The organism is Vibrio sp. B172a (genome assembly GCF_030248355.1).
Taxonomy (GTDB): Bacteria; Pseudomonadota; Gammaproteobacteria; order Enterobacterales; family Vibrionaceae; genus Vibrio; species Vibrio owensii.
In genome coordinates this window covers 43861-62447 of record NZ_JAHGAC010000018.1, presented here as the reverse complement: position 1 = coordinate 62447, position 18587 = coordinate 43861, and the positions used below count along the sequence as shown (strand labels likewise).

The 18587-nt window shown below is 44.6% G+C and carries 19 protein-coding genes; 5 read left to right on the top strand and 14 right to left on the bottom strand.

What is annotated here, in order from left to right; translation table 11 throughout:
• Positions 1-19: 19 nt before the first annotated feature.
• From modC to KIT90_RS17495, 4 genes are all read right to left on the bottom strand, one after another.
• On the bottom strand, positions 20-1126 hold the full coding sequence (modC, locus tag KIT90_RS17510; protein ID WP_285377809.1) for a molybdenum ABC transporter ATP-binding protein ModC: 1107 nt from the start codon (positions 1124-1126) through the stop codon (positions 20-22).
• Positions 1123-1812: a molybdate ABC transporter permease subunit gene (gene modB / locus KIT90_RS17505; protein WP_285377808.1), complete on the bottom strand. Its 690-nt coding sequence runs from the start codon at positions 1810-1812 to the stop codon at positions 1123-1125. Before modB ends, modC begins: the two co-directional genes overlap by 4 nt.
• Positions 1813-1824: 12 nt before the next feature.
• A complete protein-coding gene (gene modA, locus KIT90_RS17500; RefSeq protein WP_285377806.1) occupies positions 1825-2577 on the bottom strand; it encodes a molybdate ABC transporter substrate-binding protein in 753 nt (250 codons plus the stop codon).
• A gap of 90 nt (positions 2578-2667) precedes the next feature.
• Positions 2668-4119: a cobyric acid synthase gene (locus tag KIT90_RS17495; protein WP_285377804.1), complete on the bottom strand. Its 1452-nt coding sequence runs from the start codon at positions 4117-4119 to the stop codon at positions 2668-2670.
• Positions 4120-4283: 164 nt separating this feature from the next.
• On the opposite strand from KIT90_RS17495, the gene KIT90_RS17490 reads away from it, so the two are divergent.
• Entirely contained in the window at positions 4284-4655 is a 372-nt protein-coding gene (locus KIT90_RS17490; RefSeq protein ID WP_005427087.1) for a YgiW/YdeI family stress tolerance OB fold protein, read from the top strand.
• Between the two features lie 173 nt (positions 4656-4828).
• Positions 4829-5359, top strand: coding sequence for a hypothetical protein (locus KIT90_RS17485; protein WP_005435209.1), 531 nt, complete (start codon positions 4829-4831; stop codon positions 5357-5359).
• Between the two features lie 83 nt (positions 5360-5442).
• Here KIT90_RS17485 and KIT90_RS17480 read toward each other — a convergent pair whose 3' ends face one another.
• From KIT90_RS17480 to KIT90_RS17470, 3 genes are all read right to left on the bottom strand, one after another.
• On the bottom strand, positions 5443-6120 hold the full coding sequence (locus KIT90_RS17480) for a RimK/LysX family protein (protein WP_009705382.1): 678 nt from the start codon (positions 6118-6120) through the stop codon (positions 5443-5445).
• Between the two features lie 12 nt (positions 6121-6132).
• The gene (locus KIT90_RS17475; RefSeq protein WP_285377800.1) at positions 6133-7320 is read right to left on the bottom strand and encodes an amino acid aminotransferase; all 1188 of its coding nucleotides are present in this window, start codon (positions 7318-7320) and stop codon (positions 6133-6135) included.
• A gap of 155 nt (positions 7321-7475) precedes the next feature.
• Positions 7476-8333, bottom strand: coding sequence for an AraC family transcriptional regulator (locus tag KIT90_RS17470; protein ID WP_285377799.1), 858 nt, complete (start codon positions 8331-8333; stop codon positions 7476-7478).
• Between the two features lie 155 nt (positions 8334-8488).
• Here KIT90_RS17470 and KIT90_RS17465 point away from each other — a divergent pair, with 155 nt between their 5' ends.
• Positions 8489-9874 carry an MATE family efflux transporter gene (locus KIT90_RS17465; protein WP_285377797.1) on the top strand — a complete coding sequence of 462 codons (1386 nt, stop codon included), beginning with the start codon at positions 8489-8491 and terminating at the stop codon, positions 9872-9874.
• A 146-nt stretch (positions 9875-10020) separates the two neighbouring features.
• Here the strand turns inward: KIT90_RS17465 and nrdG are convergent, their stop codons facing one another.
• Positions 10021-10491 (bottom strand): anaerobic ribonucleoside-triphosphate reductase-activating protein, encoded by a 471-nt coding sequence (nrdG, locus tag KIT90_RS17460; RefSeq protein WP_005435220.1) that lies wholly within the window; start codon positions 10489-10491, stop codon positions 10021-10023.
• A gap of 85 nt (positions 10492-10576) precedes the next feature.
• Positions 10577-12697: an anaerobic ribonucleoside-triphosphate reductase gene (gene nrdD, locus KIT90_RS17455; protein WP_005435223.1), complete on the bottom strand. Its 2121-nt coding sequence runs from the start codon at positions 12695-12697 to the stop codon at positions 10577-10579.
• A 308-nt stretch (positions 12698-13005) separates the two neighbouring features.
• Between nrdD and KIT90_RS17450 the strand changes: the two genes are divergently transcribed.
• Positions 13006-13869: an endonuclease/exonuclease/phosphatase family protein gene (locus KIT90_RS17450; RefSeq protein WP_285377794.1), complete on the top strand. Its 864-nt coding sequence runs from the start codon at positions 13006-13008 to the stop codon at positions 13867-13869.
• A gap of 14 nt (positions 13870-13883) precedes the next feature.
• Here KIT90_RS17450 and KIT90_RS17445 read toward each other — a convergent pair whose 3' ends face one another.
• The 3 genes from KIT90_RS17445 to KIT90_RS17435 are packed head-to-tail and all read right to left on the bottom strand — an operon-like array spanning position 13884 to position 15060.
• Positions 13884-14324, bottom strand: a complete 441-nt coding sequence (locus tag KIT90_RS17445) for a YeeE/YedE family protein (protein ID WP_285377792.1) — start codon at positions 14322-14324, stop codon at positions 13884-13886.
• A gap of 14 nt (positions 14325-14338) precedes the next feature.
• Positions 14339-14740, bottom strand: coding sequence for a YeeE/YedE family protein (locus KIT90_RS17440; protein ID WP_285377790.1), 402 nt, complete (start codon positions 14738-14740; stop codon positions 14339-14341).
• A gap of 26 nt (positions 14741-14766) precedes the next feature.
• The gene (locus KIT90_RS17435; RefSeq protein WP_005435229.1) at positions 14767-15060 is read right to left on the bottom strand and encodes a helix-turn-helix transcriptional regulator; all 294 of its coding nucleotides are present in this window, start codon (positions 15058-15060) and stop codon (positions 14767-14769) included.
• A gap of 151 nt (positions 15061-15211) precedes the next feature.
• Between KIT90_RS17435 and KIT90_RS17430 the strand changes: the two genes are divergently transcribed.
• Entirely contained in the window at positions 15212-16915 is a 1704-nt protein-coding gene (locus tag KIT90_RS17430) for an FAD-dependent oxidoreductase (RefSeq protein WP_285377789.1), read from the top strand.
• A 66-nt stretch (positions 16916-16981) separates the two neighbouring features.
• On the opposite strand, the gene KIT90_RS17425 is transcribed toward KIT90_RS17430, so the two are convergent.
• Positions 16982-17200, bottom strand: a complete 219-nt coding sequence (locus KIT90_RS17425; protein ID WP_017189071.1) for a DUF6500 family protein — start codon at positions 17198-17200, stop codon at positions 16982-16984.
• 99 nt (positions 17201-17299) lie between these two features.
• Positions 17300-18526 (bottom strand): carbohydrate porin, encoded by a 1227-nt coding sequence (locus KIT90_RS17420; protein WP_285377787.1) that lies wholly within the window; start codon positions 18524-18526, stop codon positions 17300-17302.
• Between the last annotated feature and the right edge of the window lie 61 nt (positions 18527-18587).

The window sequence follows — 18587 nt, the reverse complement described above, 5'->3', positions numbered from 1 at the left end:
TATCTACGGTTTAGAGAACTTAATGATGCGCCAAAGCAATATCGCGTTGCGTGACACTCACACCTTTAACTTGAGCATAAACCTCATCACCGACTTTCAAATTCAGATCATCCAATGCCCACGGTGTTATCGTCGCCCACAAGTGACAATCTTCATCAAGCTTTAACGAGACAGTGATACTTTGCTTATCTTCACCAGTTGAGAGCGCTTCTATTGACGCCACCGTTGCTGGTAATACGTTTCGAATCGATGTTGATATTGGCTTTTCTAGCGCGATAGAAACGTCGTTTGCACGCACTTGCAGTCGGATTGGTGTATTGGGTTCCCCATCCACTTTTTGAACCCACAGACAAGCGCTTGGGGCGAGTTTCACGCACGTCAACGCGTATTTCTCATGGTGTGTCTCGATCTTGCCTTCAAACAAGCTACTGTGGTCTGAGAATGATTGCCAAGGGCGCATAGCATGAGATGCCCATACCTCTTCCAATTTACCTGACGTCATGATTCTGCCTTTATCGAGAATCGACAGGTGCTGCGCTAAACGCAGAATCTCTTGCAAGCTATGGGTAACGTAGACGATAGGAATATTGACTTGTTCAGACAATTCTTCCAAAAATGGCATGACTTCACGCTTACGTGGCATATCCAATGACGCTAACGGCTCATCCATCAATAGAAGATTTGGCTTTGATAGCAAGGCTCGTGCAATGGCGACACGCTGCTTCTCACCGCCGGATAACGAGATTGGAAAGCGTTTAAGTAGAGGCTCAATCGCGAGCAATTCTGTCACTTTATCAAAGTAATCATCATCTTTTTCGGCTACGCCGTAGAGTAAGTTACCTTTCACGGAGTAATGCGGGAACAAGCGCGAGTCTTGGAATACATAACCGATTTTGCGTTTGTGCGTGGGTAAATTAATACCCGCATTACTATCGAAAAGAACGTGTTCACCAATTGACACTTTACCTTGCTTTGGCGTGACCAGCCCGCTGATAACATTGATTAACGTAGTCTTCCCTGCACCTGAACGGCCAAATAACGCACTTATTCCGTTACCCGGTAACGACAAATCGATATCAAAATCAGTTTCACCAAGTGATTGTTTAAATTGAATTTTGATGCTCATCGCTTAGCCCCCAAACGTGAAGCTGCTTTGCGATTTAACCATTCTGAAATCATTAACGTCGACAGAGCCAGGACAATAGAAATGATGCATAAGCGCGCGGCTTCCATCTCTGCTCCAGGTGTTTCTATGAAGTTGTACATCGCTAAGGGAATGGTTTGTGTCTCTCCGGGAATGTTTGAGACAAAACTGATCGTTGCACCAAACTCTCCTAAGCTACGAGCAAAAGACAGCATAGTGCCAGTAATGATGCCGGGCATCGTTAAAGGTAGCGTAATAGTTAGGAAGACTTTTAAAGGTGACGCGCCTAAAGTTGACGCTGCGTGTTCGAGTTTAGGATCGACATTATCTAAGCTAAGACGAACGGAACGCACCATTAGAGGCAATGCAACAACGATACAAGCGATAACTGCGCCCTTCCAGTTGAAACTGAACACCAGACCAAAGTGTTCAAAAAGCCAGTTACCCAAAACGCCTTGGCGACCTAGCGAGATCAGCAGTAGGTAGCCGATCACTACTGGCGGTAAAACCAACGGTAAATGAATAAGGCTGTCGAGAATGGATTTGCCGATAAACTCTTTTCGTGAAAGCAACCAAGCAAGAGCGACGCCCAATGGAATAAGCCAAACGACGGCATACGCGCCAACTTTTAGGCTTAACATTAAGGCTTGGTATTCAAGTTCTGTCACTCTGTGCCCTTTTTATTGAAAACCGTACTGCGCAAACACTTGTTTGGCATCATCAGATTTCAAATATTCGAAGAATTGTTCTGATTGCGTCGAGTCTTTAACGATAGCCGCTGGATAGACGATATCAGCGTGGGTGTTATTGGCAAATTCACCGACCACTTTTACTTTATCTGTTAAAAGCGCATCCGTTTTGTAAACCACACCAAGTGGCGCTTCACCGCGTTCAACTAATGCTAAGGCGAGTCGAACGTTTTTCGCTGGCGCTACTTGTCGCTCAAGTTGTTTCCAAACACCAAGGTTAGTAAGAGATTCTCGCGCATACATGCCCGCAGGGACCGAGACTGGGTTACCTAGCGCAAGGCGATTGCCCTCTAAAGCTTGGCCCCATGCATTGGCGTCTGAAAAGTTAAATGAAGTAACGGTTGAAGCTTTAGGTGCGATAAGAACCAGACTATTACGAACCAGCTCGGTGACATTGTCACTCTTTACGGCTTTTGATTTTACCAAGTAGTTCATCCACTTAATGTTTGCAGAGATAAACACATCAGCTGGTGCGCCGTTTAGAATTTGGCGAGCGATGGATGAAGACCCGCCGTATACTGGTGTGACTTTTACGTCGTATTGTTGTTCAAATTTTTGCGCGATATCGTCAATCGCATTGGTCATTGACGAAGCCGCATAGACTTTTAAATCGGTCGTTGCGTTTGCTGCTGATGAAACGCTCAGTATTGCCGCTAGGCAAGCATGAATCTTCCATGCTTTCATAAAAACACTCCAGTGCTAGACAGGCAGAAAAAGATATTGTGGAACAACGTGTCCACTTTTATTTATGCTTCAAACAGTTAAAAACTGGATTTATTTGAACAGAAAGTCAAGATTCATATGTTGTTCTATCGCATCCGCAATGCGATTAATGCCTTGTTCTTTTAACTCTTCAAAGTCTTGTTGTTTGATTTGAGTACCGTTTACCCATTCAGACACCAAGCTCAGCACATCTGCTTCATCGAAGAACCCGTGTAGGTAAGTTCCCATAATTTGGCCGCATTCACTCAGCGCTCCTTCTGCTTCGCCAGAAGTTAACTTAAGAGGTTGTGCGCCCTGCACTTCACTTCTTCCTACATGGATTTCATAACCCTTCACTTTGGCTGTTTTGCCGTTTAGGAATAAATCTGCTTGTGAATGAGTAAGCTGTTTACTGTCGGTCAGAGTTGTCGTGATGTCTAACAAACCAAGACCTTGACTACGACCAGGCTGGCCCTCTACGCCATTTGGATCATCAATTACGTTGCCAAGCATCTGGTAACCACCACAGATGCCAATGACTTTACCGCCCAGACGGATGTGGCGTTGAATGTCTTTATCCCAACCTTGGCTACGTAGGTAATCCAAATCGTCTCGAACTGACTTAGTGCCCGGTAGGATCACGAGATCGGCTTTATCGATCTTTTCGCCTTTACCCACATAGCGAAGATTAATGTCTGGATTTAGGCGCAACACATCAAAATCGGTATGATTACTGACACGCGTTAATACTGGTACCACAACATTGAGCTTCACTTGTGAAGACAGCTCTTGCTGTGCCGTAATGGCATCTTCCGCTTCGAGGTTTAATCCGTGAAGGTACGGCAATACACCGAGTACAGGCTTGCCCGTTTTCTCTTCTAGCCAATCAAGACCAGATTCAAGCAAGCTGATGTCGCCACGGAAGCGATTTATAACGAAGCCTTTAACGCGAGCTTGTTCAGATTCGGATAGTAACGCCAGCGTTCCATACAGATGGGCAAATACACCACCACGGTCGATATCCGCAATAATTATGACCGGAACGTCGGCTTCTTCCGCAAAGCCCATGTTTGCGATGTCATTTTCTCTTAAGTTGATTTCCGCAGGACTACCAGCGCCTTCAATCATCACGGATTCGAATTCATCTGTTAGCTTTGCGAATGAATCCAGCACCGTTCCCATTGCCACTTTCTTGTAATCATGAAAGCCGACAGCGTCCATATTCGACAACGCTTTGCCTTGTAAGATGATCTGAGCACCGGTATCACTGTTAGGCTTAATCAACACAGGATTCATGTGAACCGTAGGCTCAACGTTGCAAGCTTGTGCCTGAACCGCTTGAGCACGCCCAATCTCACCGCCATCTTTAGTTACTGCACTGTTTAACGCCATATTCTGTGGCTTGAATGGGGCAACCTTTATCCCTTTGCGGGCTAATACCCGGCATAAACCTGCCACAAGGACGCTTTTTCCGGCATCTGAAGTTGTGCCTTGAACCATTAATGAAGGGATTGGTGATTTCATGAACGTTTAATAAGAGAAAAAAGAAGGTGAACAATCATAACGTTATCTCAGTATAGGACTCAAGAAAATGAATCGAATATGAATGTTCGAATCAGTAATGGTTCAAATAAGGTTTGTTTTAATAGCACCATCAAAAACGAACACCTATATAGAGAAACCAAATTATGAAAAACACTGTTATCGCTACTATCGCTGCACTTGCTATCGCTCCTACTGTTGCAATGGCTAAAGACCACAACCATGGCCAATCAAGCATTCAATTTAATGGTCCTGTTACCGTTGAGAAAGTCGATGCATTGATTAAAGACTCAAGCATGTTCACTGAGAAAGACGTGGTTGTAGAAGGCAACCTACTTCGTCAAACTCGTGCCGACCAATTTATCTTTAGCGACGGCTCTGGTGAAATCATGGTTGAGCTGGACGACGACATCCGCCTAACGACGCCAATTGACCAAACGACAAAAGTACGTCTGTTTGGCGAGTTTGAAGGCGGCAGCAAGCCAGAGATTGAAGTAGAACACCTTGTTGTTATGTAATTTTGCCTTTTCGCCGCTCAATTGAGCTGCACAACATTGAACTGAAAAATCATACGCACTTTGTCCTAGTGCATTAGGTGACGGGAAACGCCTAAAATGATACTTTGTAAATCTTGGTCTGCATCTTGCAGACCTTTTTTTCGTTCGTATTATTTTCTTGCCCGGAGACACCCATGTTAGGTAAAGCTCTAAAGGTTGCTGCCTTTGGTTTGTGCGCTGTTTTGCCGCTATCTGCACATGCAAACAACTTCAACTACAACACGATGGAATTCCGCATGGGTACTAGCCCAGGTACGTTTGGTGGAGAAGTAACAACCTACTTCACCGAAAACACGCACTTTGTAGGCCGTGCCGATAGTGAGTTCAGCGGCGATTGGGACATTGCAGGTGGTATTGGTTTTAATGGTCCTGCTGGTCAGTTCGCGGATATCTTCGGCCAAATGTTGGTCCACAACATTAAAAAAGACAATGGTGATGGCGACGAATGGAAAACCGAAGTTAACATTGGCACACGTATTTGGTTTATGCAGAACGTTGAATTACACGGTCGTATTGGCCAGTTGATCGACAATGATGACTCTAAAACCATCTACAACCTTGGTGCTCGCTTCCATTCAACGCAACAGCTGTCGTTGGGTGCAGATTTAAAAGACAATGGCACGTATGGTCAACAACTTGTTCTTTCTGCGCGTTTTGCTTATTAACACCAATAAGTAATTGATTGAAAATAAAAAAGCCTCTCGATTGAGAGGCTTTTTTGTTATTACGTTAAGCGCTTAACAGTAAGTTATTTGCCGCTTGGTTTGTTCTGAACGTATTTCTTAGATACATCCACAACGGCTACATCACGGAAGAAGCTACGACCTAACAAAATTGGGAACTTCATGTGACCACGTTCTGTTAACGTAAACTCGGTTTGCTCTTTTAAGTCACCGACTTGGATGTAAGCTAAAACGACGGGACGCTTATCTACGTCTTCAGATGAAGATTGGCGAATCTTGGCCCAACGCTCAACAGGCAGTTTGAACTCTTTGCTCGCCTTACCATTGATGTCGATTTTGAACTGTACCCAGTCTTTGCCATCACGCTCAAATGGAACCACTTCAGTCGCACTGATCGATGATGTCGTTGCGCCGGTATCAACACGACCTTTGAACGTCTGGTTGATAGCTGGAATGTGGACCCACTCTTCAGCACCCAGAATCAACATACCATCAGGTGTTTTTTGTACCTTAGCTGGTTTTTCTGGCTTTGGTTCTGGTTTCTTCTCAGGTTTAGTTTCCGGTTTTTGTTCCGGCTTCACCTCAGGTTTTGGTTCTACTTCAGGTTTCACATCCGGTGTTTCAACCGGTTGCTCAACGACTGGTGTCTCTGGCTCAACGGGCTCAGTGGTCGTCGGTGTCGACGTACAAGCGATAAGACCGCCGCTCATCATTAGCGGCAGAATCAGTTTCCAGTTCTTCATTAGCTCTCCCAATTAACGTTGAGATACTTTTTGGATAGCGTCAGCAACGTAAGGAATATGAGTTTCGGTTAAACCAGCGATGTTGATACGACCATCACCGACACCATAAATGCCATAATCTTCACGCAGTTGCGCCATTTGGTTTTCACTAAAGCCTAGCACAGTAAACATGCCTTTGTGGCTCTCAATGAAATCAAATTGATCTGTATTATGGTTGTTTCTCAATTCGTTACACAAAGTTTGACGAAGGTTTAGCAAGCGTTGCTGCATTTCGTTCAATTCTTGTTTCCAAACGGAAGTAAGATTTGCATCTTGAAGGATGGTTTTCACTAATGCTGCACCGTGATCTGGCGGCATAGTGTATGTTGAACGCGCTAACGTAAGCAGTTTGCCCTTCGCATTCGCCACATCTTTTGCATTTTTACCGATTACAATCGCTGCACCAGTACGCTCGCGGTACAGACCAAAGTTCTTCGAACATGAAGTCGTAATCAGCATTTCTTCAACATTGTCGGCCATAAAACGAAGACCTTTTGCATCTTCTTCTAGACCGTCACCAAAACCTTGGTAAGCAATATCTACAAACGGAGTAAAACCGTTCTTTTGCGAAAGCTCAGCAATCGCTTGCCACGCAGAGAAGTCGATGTCTGCACCCGTTGGGTTGTGACAGCAACCATGTAGAAGAACCACGTCAGAAGGACCGGCTTTAGAAAGGTCTTCTAGCATTTTCGCAGTATCAACTTGCTTGGTCTCTGGAGAGAAGTAATGGTAGAACTTTACTTTAAGCCCAGCCGCTTCCATCACTGGCTTGTGGTTTACGTAGCTTGGGTTTGAAATCCAAACCGTTGTATCTGGTTGTGCAACCTTCATTAGGTCACCCAGCATACGCAACGCACCACTCGCACCAGGCGTTTGAATCGCAGCCACGCGATCTGTTGCTGACGTGCCAGTCAGAAGCAAATCGATCATGCTTTGGTTGAATTCTTCACAGCCAGCAAGGCCAACGTAAGACTTGGTCTTCTGGTTTTCGACAACCACTTCTTGAGCCATTTGAATGGCTTTCATGATTGGCGTTTCACCAGCGCTGTTTTTGTATACGCCAATACCAAGGTCAACCTTGTTTGGACGTTCATCGCCGCGGTATGCGACGGAAAGAGACAAAATGGGATCTAATACGGGAGTTGGTAGATTAGAAAACATGAAAGTCATAACCCTTTGAAATTCAAGTATCGAACCTCACGGTAACACTTTCGTTAACAATGGCGAAATGATTTTTTACTCATTTCGCCAATTAGAGTACAAAATTCTGGTGACTACGGAATTTTATGAACTCAATCGGTCACAAAAAGAACGATTCACTCATCGTAATTGATATCGAGTTTGCCATTTTTTCTGAACTCACGTGGGGTCATTGACGACCATGCCTTGAACCGAGTACTAAAGTTTGCACCAGTTGGATAACCAACTATTTCACCAATATGTTGAATGGACCACTCAGTCGATCTCAGTAAACGGGCTGCGTATTCCATTCGCATACGAGTTAAGTGTGCCATTGGGCTTCGCCCAAACTGTTGTTGCGTCAGGCGATGTAAGTGAGGCTCCGAACAAGGATAAAGTGCGGCAAGTTGCTCTACTGTCCAATCTTTATGGAGTTGTCGTTGAACCAAATCGAATACACGGCGCAGTTTTAATTGGTTTCTTGAAAGGGAGTCAGAATGCGGCATGTTAAGCATAAGTTCTAGCTGAGCAACGCTATGCGCCCCTACTTCACCACCATAATCTATGGGCAAATTGATACTGCGCAATAGGGTTTGAATACAGGAATACATCACCTCTGGCGCTGGGGTTAGTTGATAGTCGATATCGTCATTCACCATTTCCCACTCTTTATATTGGGAAAGAAACACCCATGCGATTTGCCATGTTTCGTCTTCCATCCCAAAGCCATTTTCAATGCCTGCTGGCACGATCACTAACGACCCTGGCTCAAGTTCATAACGACAAGCTCCGCTCTCTAACCAGCCTTTTCCACGAACCGTATACAGCAACATGTGTTTCTTCTGGTTTTTGCGATAAACCGAAAAGAAATCTCGGCAAGTCGCTATGCCGCATTGGACGATCCCTCTTTCTTCGAGGGCAAGTACTCGAGTGTGATCGACAAATTCTTGATAGGTCTTATCTGAAATAGCGTAGCGTTCTTGTTTTTCTTCCATGGGACGACAACTCACAAATGCACTCAAGGCAAACGCGTTTTATCAAAGCATCGATAAAGACTGGATAGTTTGACAAAACTTTTGGATGTCTTTGAAAAATACACCGCCAAATCATACGGATAAACTACTCGCATTGTTCTTAGAGGATAAATGCGATGCTCTTAACACGTCAATACATAGACAAAGCATTTTGGAAAAAACTGATTGCGATCGGTGTACCTGTGTCACTGCAATCCATGCTGTTTTCGTTACTCGGTGCCATCGATATTTTTATGGTTAGTCAGTTAGGTGAGTCTGCGACAGCAGCGGTTGGCGTTGGTAACCGAATCTTTTTCTTTAATCTCGCCGTGGTGTTTGGGTTGTGTGGTGCAGTAACGGTTTTAGCCTCTCAATATTATGGCTCTGGAAACCTCTCTGGCATACGCAGAACGTTAGCGCAATCTTGGTTTATTTCGCTGGTAGTGACTTTGCCATTCATCTGGCTGTATGTGGTTTATGACAAAGAAATCGTCTCTTTTATTGCGGACGATCCTGAGTATGTTGGCTATGCGAGAGAATACTTAGTCGTCACAGGTTTGAGTTTGATAGGCACTGCAGTTGTCGTTCCTATTGAGTCGGTTTTGAGATCCGTCGGTGAGGCAAAGATGCCGACTTACGTCAGTATTGCAGCTATCATCGTGAACGTTTTCCTTAATGCGGTTTTGATCTTTGGCTTACTCGGCTTTCCGCAATGGGGCGTATTTGGCGCAGCAGTGGGAACGTTTATTTCGCGCTTTTTCCAAACTGCGGTGCTGGTTTACTTCTTTTGTCGTCGGTATTCACATCTACTCCCTACTCTTTCAGATTGGCGTGAAGGCACAGTAAAGAAGTATCGAAACAAATATTTCAAAGTTTCTATGCCAATGCTGATCCACGATGCGTTGTGGACTGGCGGATTAATAGTCTACAGCATCATTTACGGCCAATTGGGCGTAACCGAACTGGCAATTATCTCGTTCCTATCACCAATTGAAGGTGTATTGATTTCAACCTTTATGGGATTCGCTGTTGCCGCTTCTGTACTGCTTGGGAATGACATTGGAGCCCAACAATATGACCGTGTAGAGAAAACTGCGTGGTGGTATGTATTAACGAGCGCAGTATTGGCAACCATTTTGTTCTTTGTCGTATGGATTTGCTCGCCTTTGATTTTGAATTTGTTAGAGATGAGCCCGCTCACAGACAAACAAATGGCGTTAAATGTATGTTTGGTACTCGCATTAGGCATGATACTGCGCGTGTTTAATATGGTTGGTATTGGAGGTGTATTAAAGAGTGGCGCTGATATTCGCTATAGCATTTTCATCGACACGTTTGGTCAATGGGCGATTGGTATACCACTTACCTACTACACTGGAATGGTGTTAGGTTTACCACTGCATTGGGTGTTGATGTCTCTACTGGTCGAAGAATTAGTAAAAGGCATTCTAACGACTCACCGAATTCAGTCCAAGCGATGGATTAATAACATGGTTGATGATGACTCTAGTGTGACAGCGTAACTATAACGTTGTGCTATAGTTGTTGAGTCAAGCCTCACACCGAACGATTTCATCAATCAAAGCTTTAAAAGAACTCACACCAAAAGGGCACATTCGAAATATCCGAATGTGCCCTTTTTATATTGGCTTTTCTTGAGTTGGAACGCTTAAAGCTCAGTGAATCGATGGATGATTTGATTCGAGCTGCCTCGCCATTCTAGATTGAGGTCTCGTTTATCTTGCTCGTATTTGCCATCAATTAATGTGTCGATGTATTGCGTCACTTCACGTTGCGCATCGTCTAGCTCTTCAAGCGTGTAACCTGTCCAAACCCAAATATCTTTGCCTGGACACTCTTCTCTTACGCGTTTTACAAGCTTAAGAATGTGCGGCACGTTCGCTGGATGCAAAGGATCACCACCAGACAGAGATAAACCACGGCGTTTGATACGCGTGTCGTTTAGGTCTGCAATGATTTTGTCTTCTGCTTCTTGCGTGAAAAACACACCAGAATCCAAGCGTTGCGTCGACTGGTTATAACAGCCGCGGCACTGGTGTACGCAGCCCGACACAAATAGCGTGCAGCGTGTACCTGGTCCGTTAACAACGTCAATTGGATAATATTGGTGGTAGTTCATAATCGTGCCTTGTTTTGCTGGCTTGAAAAGAAAATCAACCCACGACAGGTTGATTTTCATTATTGGGTTTGAGCTTAAGTAAACCTTACAGGTGTTTAACTCGACGCTTCACTTCTTCTTGCTTACCGAAGTTAAACGGACGTGCATCTGGGCTGCCTAGGTAGCCACAAACACGACGTGTCACTGACACTTTGGTTGAATCATGGTTGCCACAGCTTGGGCAAGTGAAGCCTTTACTTGTACAGTCAAACTCACCGTTGTAGCCACACTCGTAACACTCATCAATTGGCGTGTTTGTACCGTAGTAAGGTACGCGGGTGTAACTGTAATCCCATACGTTTTCTAGTGCTTCAACGTTACGTTGCATGTTCGGGAACTCGCCGTAACAGATAAAGCCGCCGCTTGAGATTTCTGGGTAAGGCATCTCAAAGTCGATCTTGTCGTATGGGTTCACCTTCTTCTCAACATCTAGGTGGAAGCTGTTGGTGTAGTAACCTTTGTCTGTTACGCCTTCAATGACGCCGAACTCTTTCGCATCGATGCGGCAGAAACGGCTACATAGGTTTTCACTTGGCGTTGCGTATAGGCTGAAACCGTAACCAGTATCTTCTGCCCAACCGTTTACTGTGTCTTTCAGGTGCTTGATGATCGCTACTGCTTTTTCACGCAGCACGGCGTCATCGTAAACGTGCGCTTCTGTACCGAATAGCGCGTTGATTGTCTCGTGTACACCGATGTAACCAAGAGAAATAGACGCACGACCATTCTTGAAGATATCTGCGATTGAGTCGTCAGCTTTCAGGCGAACACCACACGCACCTTCCATGTAAAGGATTGGTGCAACACGTGCTTTCACGTTTTCTAGACGAGTGATACGTGTTTCTAGCGCTTTACGAGCAAGACGTAGACGGTCGTTTAGAAGCTCGTAGAATTTCTCTTCACTGCCGTTTGCACGAATAGCTATACGAGGAAGGTTCAAGCTTACTACGCCAAGGTTGTTACGACCTTCGTGAATCAACTCGCCGTTTTCTTCGTAAGTACCAAGGAAGCTACGACAGCCCATTGGCGTTTTGAATGAACCCGTTACTTCTACTACTTTGTCGTAGTTAAGAATGTCTGGGTACATACGCTTGGACGCACACTCAAGCGCAAGTTGCTTGATGTCGTAGTTTGGGTCTTCTGATTTGTGGTTCAAGCCATCTTTGATGCCGAATACAAGTTTAGGGAATACCGCCGTTTTACGGTTCTTACCTAGACCTGCAATACGGTTCTTCAGAATAGACTTCTGGATAAGGCGTGATGCCCAGCTTGTACCAAGACCAAAACCAAACGTAACGAATGGGGTTTGACCGTTCGCAGTGTGTAGCGTGTTTACTTCGTACTCTAGAGATTGGAACGCGTCGTAACACTCTTTCTCAGTGCGTGCTTTTGCGAACTCTTCTGGCTCAGCAATGTTCCACTCTTTTGCGATCTCTAGATGTTTCTCGTAGCTTGTAATTACGTACGGCTCTAGAACTTCATCAATACGGTTGATGGTTGTACCGCCGTAAATGTGGCTCGCTACTTGAGCAATGATCTGTGCCGTTACTGCTGTTGCTGTTGAAATTGATTTTGGCGTATCAATCTCAGCGTTACCCATTTTAAAGCCGTGCGTTAGCATGCCTTTAAGATCGATAAGCATACAGTTAAACATTGGGAAGAACGGTGCGTAATCCAAATCGTGGTAGTGAATGTCACCCACTTCGTGTGCTTGAACGACATCGCGTGGAAGGATGTGCGTCTTCGCGTAGTGTTTCGCTACGATACCAGCCAACAGGTCACGTTGAGTTGGGATTACTTTACCGTCTTTGTTCGCGTTCTCGTTGATTAGGTCTAGGTTGCTTTCTTCAATCAGACCTTCGATTTCACGAGTTAGTGCGCTTTGCTTTTCACGAGCGATATCGCGATCGTGGCGGTATTCGATGTAAGAACGTGCTAGGGCTTTGTAAGGACCTTGCATGAGTTCATTCTCGACTAAGTCTTGAATCTCATGGATGTGAACTTCATCGTGATCCTGAAGCTGTAACTCAACTGCCAGAGCAACATTTAGTGCATAAATGGCGACATCTTTGTCTTTGTTTTCCGCTGCTGCTTCTACTGCTGCTTGAATACGATCCCTGTTGAACGGAGCTCTTGAGCCGTCACGCTTGATTACGATTGGTTTCACTTTTTCTCCTTACCCCAAAATACTCACAGACTTATCCACAAATACACTATATGGGGTTATTTCTTATTCTGATGACACAATATATTGTGGCGTATTTAACGAGAAGCACCAATTGAAAACATTGATTTTGATCAATAAAAAATGGGTAGCGAACAAGAACAAATCGATCTTATTGGCGTTGATCTCAGTTGCGAAGAAAACTGTGAAAATTGCAAAATTGGAGCGAAATCCACTTGCTTTTTTTCGAGGTCTTATAGGATAAAGGATGGAAAGGAATGCGCTAAATAATAGGAGTGCAACAGACCAAAATGCGATCACTTTTTGTTACGACGATATTACTTTTTAGTTCTCTTTCATTTGCTCAAAATTCCATCAACTTAACCAGTTGGAATATTGAATGGTTATCTATAGATGGTGGAAAAGTTTCGAGAACACCACAAGATTTTGAAAAACTGACCCACTATGTGGATAAAACACAAGCCGACATTCTTGCTTTTCAAGAAGTCGAAAGTGCTGCTGCCATCCAAAAAGCCGTTGGCAATGACTTCACTATTTATCTGTCTGATCGTGCGAACGCTTCTAATCGACATCTTCAGTTCAACGATACCAATCAATACACAGGTTTCGCGGTGCGTAATGGCGTAAACGTATTAGACAAACCAGACTTTTCTATCACACGAGGCAACAGCAAGCTCCGCTTCGTCAGCTACCTTGTTTTGAATCCAAACCAAGACAACGAGACTCACCTACTCTCTGTGCATCTAAAAGCGGGTTGCAGTGGCGCATATCGCAATAACCGCGACTGTAAGATAGTGAAACAACAAGGACAGGCACTAGCTAAGTGGATAAAAACGCGCGAAGACAACAAACAACAATACGTGGTGCTTGGCGACTTTAACCACAATTTGGGTTATCGAGGAGATTGGTTATGGGAAGTGCTATCGGACAATACCAATGCTAAGTTAGTGACCAAAAATACCAAAGCGGAATGTAAAGTGCGTTCTAATCGTAATCCGAATAAAACCCACCAATTCCGCTCGGTGATAGACCACATTATTGTGAGTGGTGATTTAAAGGCGCCGTCTGGTGTTCAAACTGTTTTCAAAACACAAGATGTGCTCGACTACAAACTGAGTGACCATTGCCCAGTTTCTACGACGCTCTCTTTTTAACGTTGATACTTTCTTTAGCGATGAACCACTCTTTTAGCGGTGAATGACCCAACCAACATTGCCGCTATAAAGAGCAGAACTTGTACGTTGCCAGCAAAAAGGCTGGCAACCGCAGGACCAGGACACACACCCAATAAGCCCCAACCAATACCAAACAGTGCTGCACCACCAACTAGCTTTTTGTCTATCGTTTTAGAAGTTGGACAGACAATCTCATCACCAAACACAGATTCGCTTCTTGGCTTTATTAATAACAGATAAGCAGGAACGAACACCGCAAGTGCTCCGCCCATAACGAAGGCTAAGCTTGGGTCCCATGAACCGGTAATATCGAGAAAGCCGATCACTTTTGCCGGGTCTGCCATACCGGAAATCACCATACCAATGCCGAAGAGCACACCAGAAAATGCAACGATGGAAATTTGCTTAATACTTTTCATTACGTGGGTTTTCATTACGACACTATTCCTTACGAGACTAGCAAGACGGTTAACATGGCTGTTGCCATAAAAGTACACGTCGCGACAACAGAACGGATAGAGAAACGCCCCATTCCGCAAATACCATGACCACTTGTACAACCATTACCAATACGTGTACCTATCCCAACCAGTAAACCAGCAACGACAACCAAACCAAGAGAACCGCTGTACTCAGTTGGTACGTGTCCGCCAAGGGCATAAACAGCAAACACACCGCCTAATGCCATCGCAATTAAGAACACAATTCGCCAAACGCGATCTGTATTCTCAAAAGCGCCATTTAATATCCCGCTGATTCCCGCTGTCTTACCAGTGAAGAGCATCAATATTACCGCTGATGCGCCAACCATGACGCCGCCCAAAAGCGACATCCAAGGAACTTCAAACATAACAATCACCCGTATAAAGTTTTGAATTACTGCTTACAGAAAACTTGGTTAAACGCTTCGATCAGTGGAGCGACTCTCCCATCAGAAATCGAATAAAACACCTGCTGAGACACCTTTCGAGCTTTGATGATGTCGTGTTTTCTCAATACGGTGAGGTGTTGTGAAAAGGCTGATTGGCTTAATGTTGAGCCTTCAAACAGTTCACCGACCCCTTTTTCGCCTTCAATTAGCTTGCACATCACGATTAAGCGCTCCGGATGAGCCATAATTTTAAGTAGCTCACTCGCTTCGGTCGCGCTTTGTAGCATACTGTCGCCCATTCTTATGCCCCTTCATCAATACTTTAAGTTTCATTAGATATTACTAATTAATATTATTAAGTCAATGCTAATGTAGTTAAATTAACATTAGACATGGCTAATTTATTTAAGTAAGGTGTAGGCGTTTTCGATCATTCAGTAGGAGAAATCCATGAGCAAAATCGTGATTATTGGTGGTGTTGCTGGCGGTGCATCTGCAGCAGCTCGCGCTCGTCGTCTTAGTGAAGACGCAGAAATCATTATGTTTGAACGCGGTCCATTTGTGTCATTTGCAAACTGTGGCTTGCCGTACCACATTGGTGGCGATATCCAAGAACGCAGCAAACTGCTTCTTCAAACGCCTGAAAGCTTTTTAGCGCGTTTCAATGTTGATGTTCGTGTGATGAACGAAGTGGTTTCAATTAACCGCCAAGATAAAACGGTTACGGTTAAGAACCTACTTGATGGCTCTCAATACCAAGAGAGCTACGACTTTCTTCTACTTAGCCCTGGTGCAGGTCCTGTAGTGCCGCCTATTCCGGGTATTGATAACCCGTTAACGCATTCGCTGCGTAATATTCCAGATATGGATCGCATCATTAAGACGATCGAAACCAACAAAGTTGAACACGCTACGGTCGTTGGCGGTGGTTTTATCGGTTTGGAAATGATGGAAGCCTTCCACCAGCTTGGCGTAAAAACCACATTGGTTGAAATGGCGGATCAAGTGATGACGCCCGTTGACCGAGAAATGGCAGGCTTTGCTCATGCTGAAATTCGTGAGAAAGGCATCGACCTGCGTTTAGGCGTTGCTCTATCTTCTGTTGAATACATTGCGAACCAATCTGTTGCTAATACTGAAGCGGGTGAAGATGACACGCACCAACACCTTCAAGGAAAACTGACGCTGTCTCTAAACAATGGTGATCAACTTGATACCGATATCCTAATCATGGCGATCGGTGTTCGCCCTGAGACAAAACTCGCACAAGAAGCCGGTCTTCAAATTGGTGCGTTAGGCGGTATCTACACCAACGAGTACATGCAAACCAGCGATCCTTCAATCTATGCCGTTGGTGATGCGGTTGAAGAGAAAGACTTTGTCACTGGCGCACAAACACTTGTTCCGTTGGCAGGTCCGGCAAACCGTCAAGGTCGTATGGCAGCAGACAACATGCTTGGCCGCCAAGAAACTTATCAAGGTACACAAGGCACGGCGATCTGTAAGATCTTTGATTTGGCCGTCGCTTCTACTGGTAAAAACGAGAAGCAGCTTAAACGTGAAAACATCGCTTATGAAAAAGTGTATGTCCACACAGCAAGCCACGCGAGCTACTACCCTGGCGCAGAAACTGTGTCGTTCAAAATGTTGTTTGATCCAGCAACCGGAAAGATTTTAGGTGCACAAGCAGTAGGTAAAGATGGCGTGGATAAACGTATCGACGTAATGGCAGTTGCTCAGCGTGCTGGTATGACGGTAGAACAACTACAACACCTTGAGCTAACTTACGCGCCACCATATGGATCAGCGAAAGATGTGATTAACCAAGCGGCGTTCGTTGCGAACAACATCATTAAAGGTGACGCAACAGCGATTCATTTTGATGAAATTGACAACCTGTCAGAAAACCAAGTGCTGCTTGATGTTCGTAATCCGGGAGAATTGGAATCTGTAGGCTTCATTGAAGGCGCGATCAATATTCCTGTCGACCAGCTTCGCCAACGTATGAATGAACTGCCGAAAGACAAAGAGATCGTGATTTATTGTCAGGTCGGTTTGCGCGGTAACGTCGCCTATCGTCAACTGGTCAACTCAGGGTTTAAAGCACGTAACCTACTTGGCGGTTACCGTACTTACAAGTTCGCAAAAGCTTAATCTCTGATTCTAAAAATCTAAGGTTTAGGGTTGAAAATAAAAAAGGGGCACGTAATGTGCTCCTTTCTACATCTCGGATTCGACTAATTGAATAATCTTGGTCGCTTTTTCAAAGTGATCGAGTTGATGAATTTGAATCCACCAAGTCGCCGCTTCCATCAATAACTCAGGATTGTCATTCTTATTAGCGAAAAAGGCATAAAAGGACACACCAACATTGTCGCCTTTCTGCTCTATTTTCTTCTTACATACCTGAATGATTTTGTCTCTTAACGCGATGTTCATTGCCTTTCCCTTTCTCTTTGCGATAGCAAAATTAACCCAAAACCAGAATAACTGTATTTATATACAGTTATTCTTAGTAAGGCAAATAAACATAATCATCTAGATGAATATTCGCGCACGAAGACCTAATACCCAAGTGCTGCTTTTGTTCGAAAATGCTGGGTCTTTGATGTATTGAATATCAGGGGTAATTTGAATGTAGTCGTTCAACTGCATGTTGTAGTAAAGCTCGGCCGTGAACTGTTCAGAGTCATCCACACCATAAGCGTGCTCTAGGTCATCGTTAACATGGCCCCAGTTAACCGCGAAGCCTAGGTTGTTGGTTGGCTGACCTAAACCAAAGTAACCAATCCCCACCGTTAGCGAGCGATCATAAAGTGCTACATCACCTTTCGAGAAACCACCACGAACAAATGGCATTAATTGCTCTGTAGCAAAGTAGCTTGCTGAAAAGTTAATACCCTGTCCGCTGTCTTTATTCGTGAGGTTATGTTGCGTATCGCCATCCAAATGCCAAGCCATTAGGTGAACATTGTCGGTATAGATTTGGTCTTGTGAAGCCGTCCAACCCAGCTCGAACGTGGTAAACAATTTATGATCGTTGAATAAGGTATCGAAGCCATCAAATGGATCATCTGAACGCCCTTTACCATCTGCTACGCCAGCAACCATATAGAAGTTATCATTCAGCATGTGTCCGACGGCTAAGCCGAGAATCCCATCATCCGGTAGACCAATCGAGCCTCCACCAGTGCTGAATGCAAGGTTAGTAAATCCGGTCCAAGGGCTTGCCAATGCATAGGCATCAACGTAGTCAGTTGTATCTAGGAAACCCACCATGAAGGAAGTTTTGCCACTGTTGAGCTTTTGCTTCCAATATAGGTTGGTTAGACGAGCCCCTTGATCACTGTATGCTGGACCAATCATCCCTGCGAAACCTAACCCGTTACCGATAAAGCTAAACTCTTTCGGTGACAAATCGCTATACGCATGGCGGTGTTCGACTTTCCAAACCAATCCGCCCGTATTGCCCGATTCAAGCCCAACAAGATTCCAACTACCGTAAAAGCGAGCAACACCAGCGCTTGCTGTATCTTCACCACCACTTTGAGGGTCTGAGGCAGTTAGGCCAAGGAATTGATAGTCCAGACCGAAAGTAACATTGTGTTCCTCTGCTAATGACTCACGCCATGAGCGTTTCTCTCGAGCATTTTCTGCAATAGTATTATCCACCGTATCAGGGCTACCAAAGTTCGCCGCGTTAACCGATGACGCCATTACAAGTGAAAGAGCAATAAAACTAAGCTTTGGAACAGTTACTTTCATGTCTGGGTTCTCATTAAATTGATTTCTAGAAAGAGATTTTAATGATTCAGAGTTTTGAAAA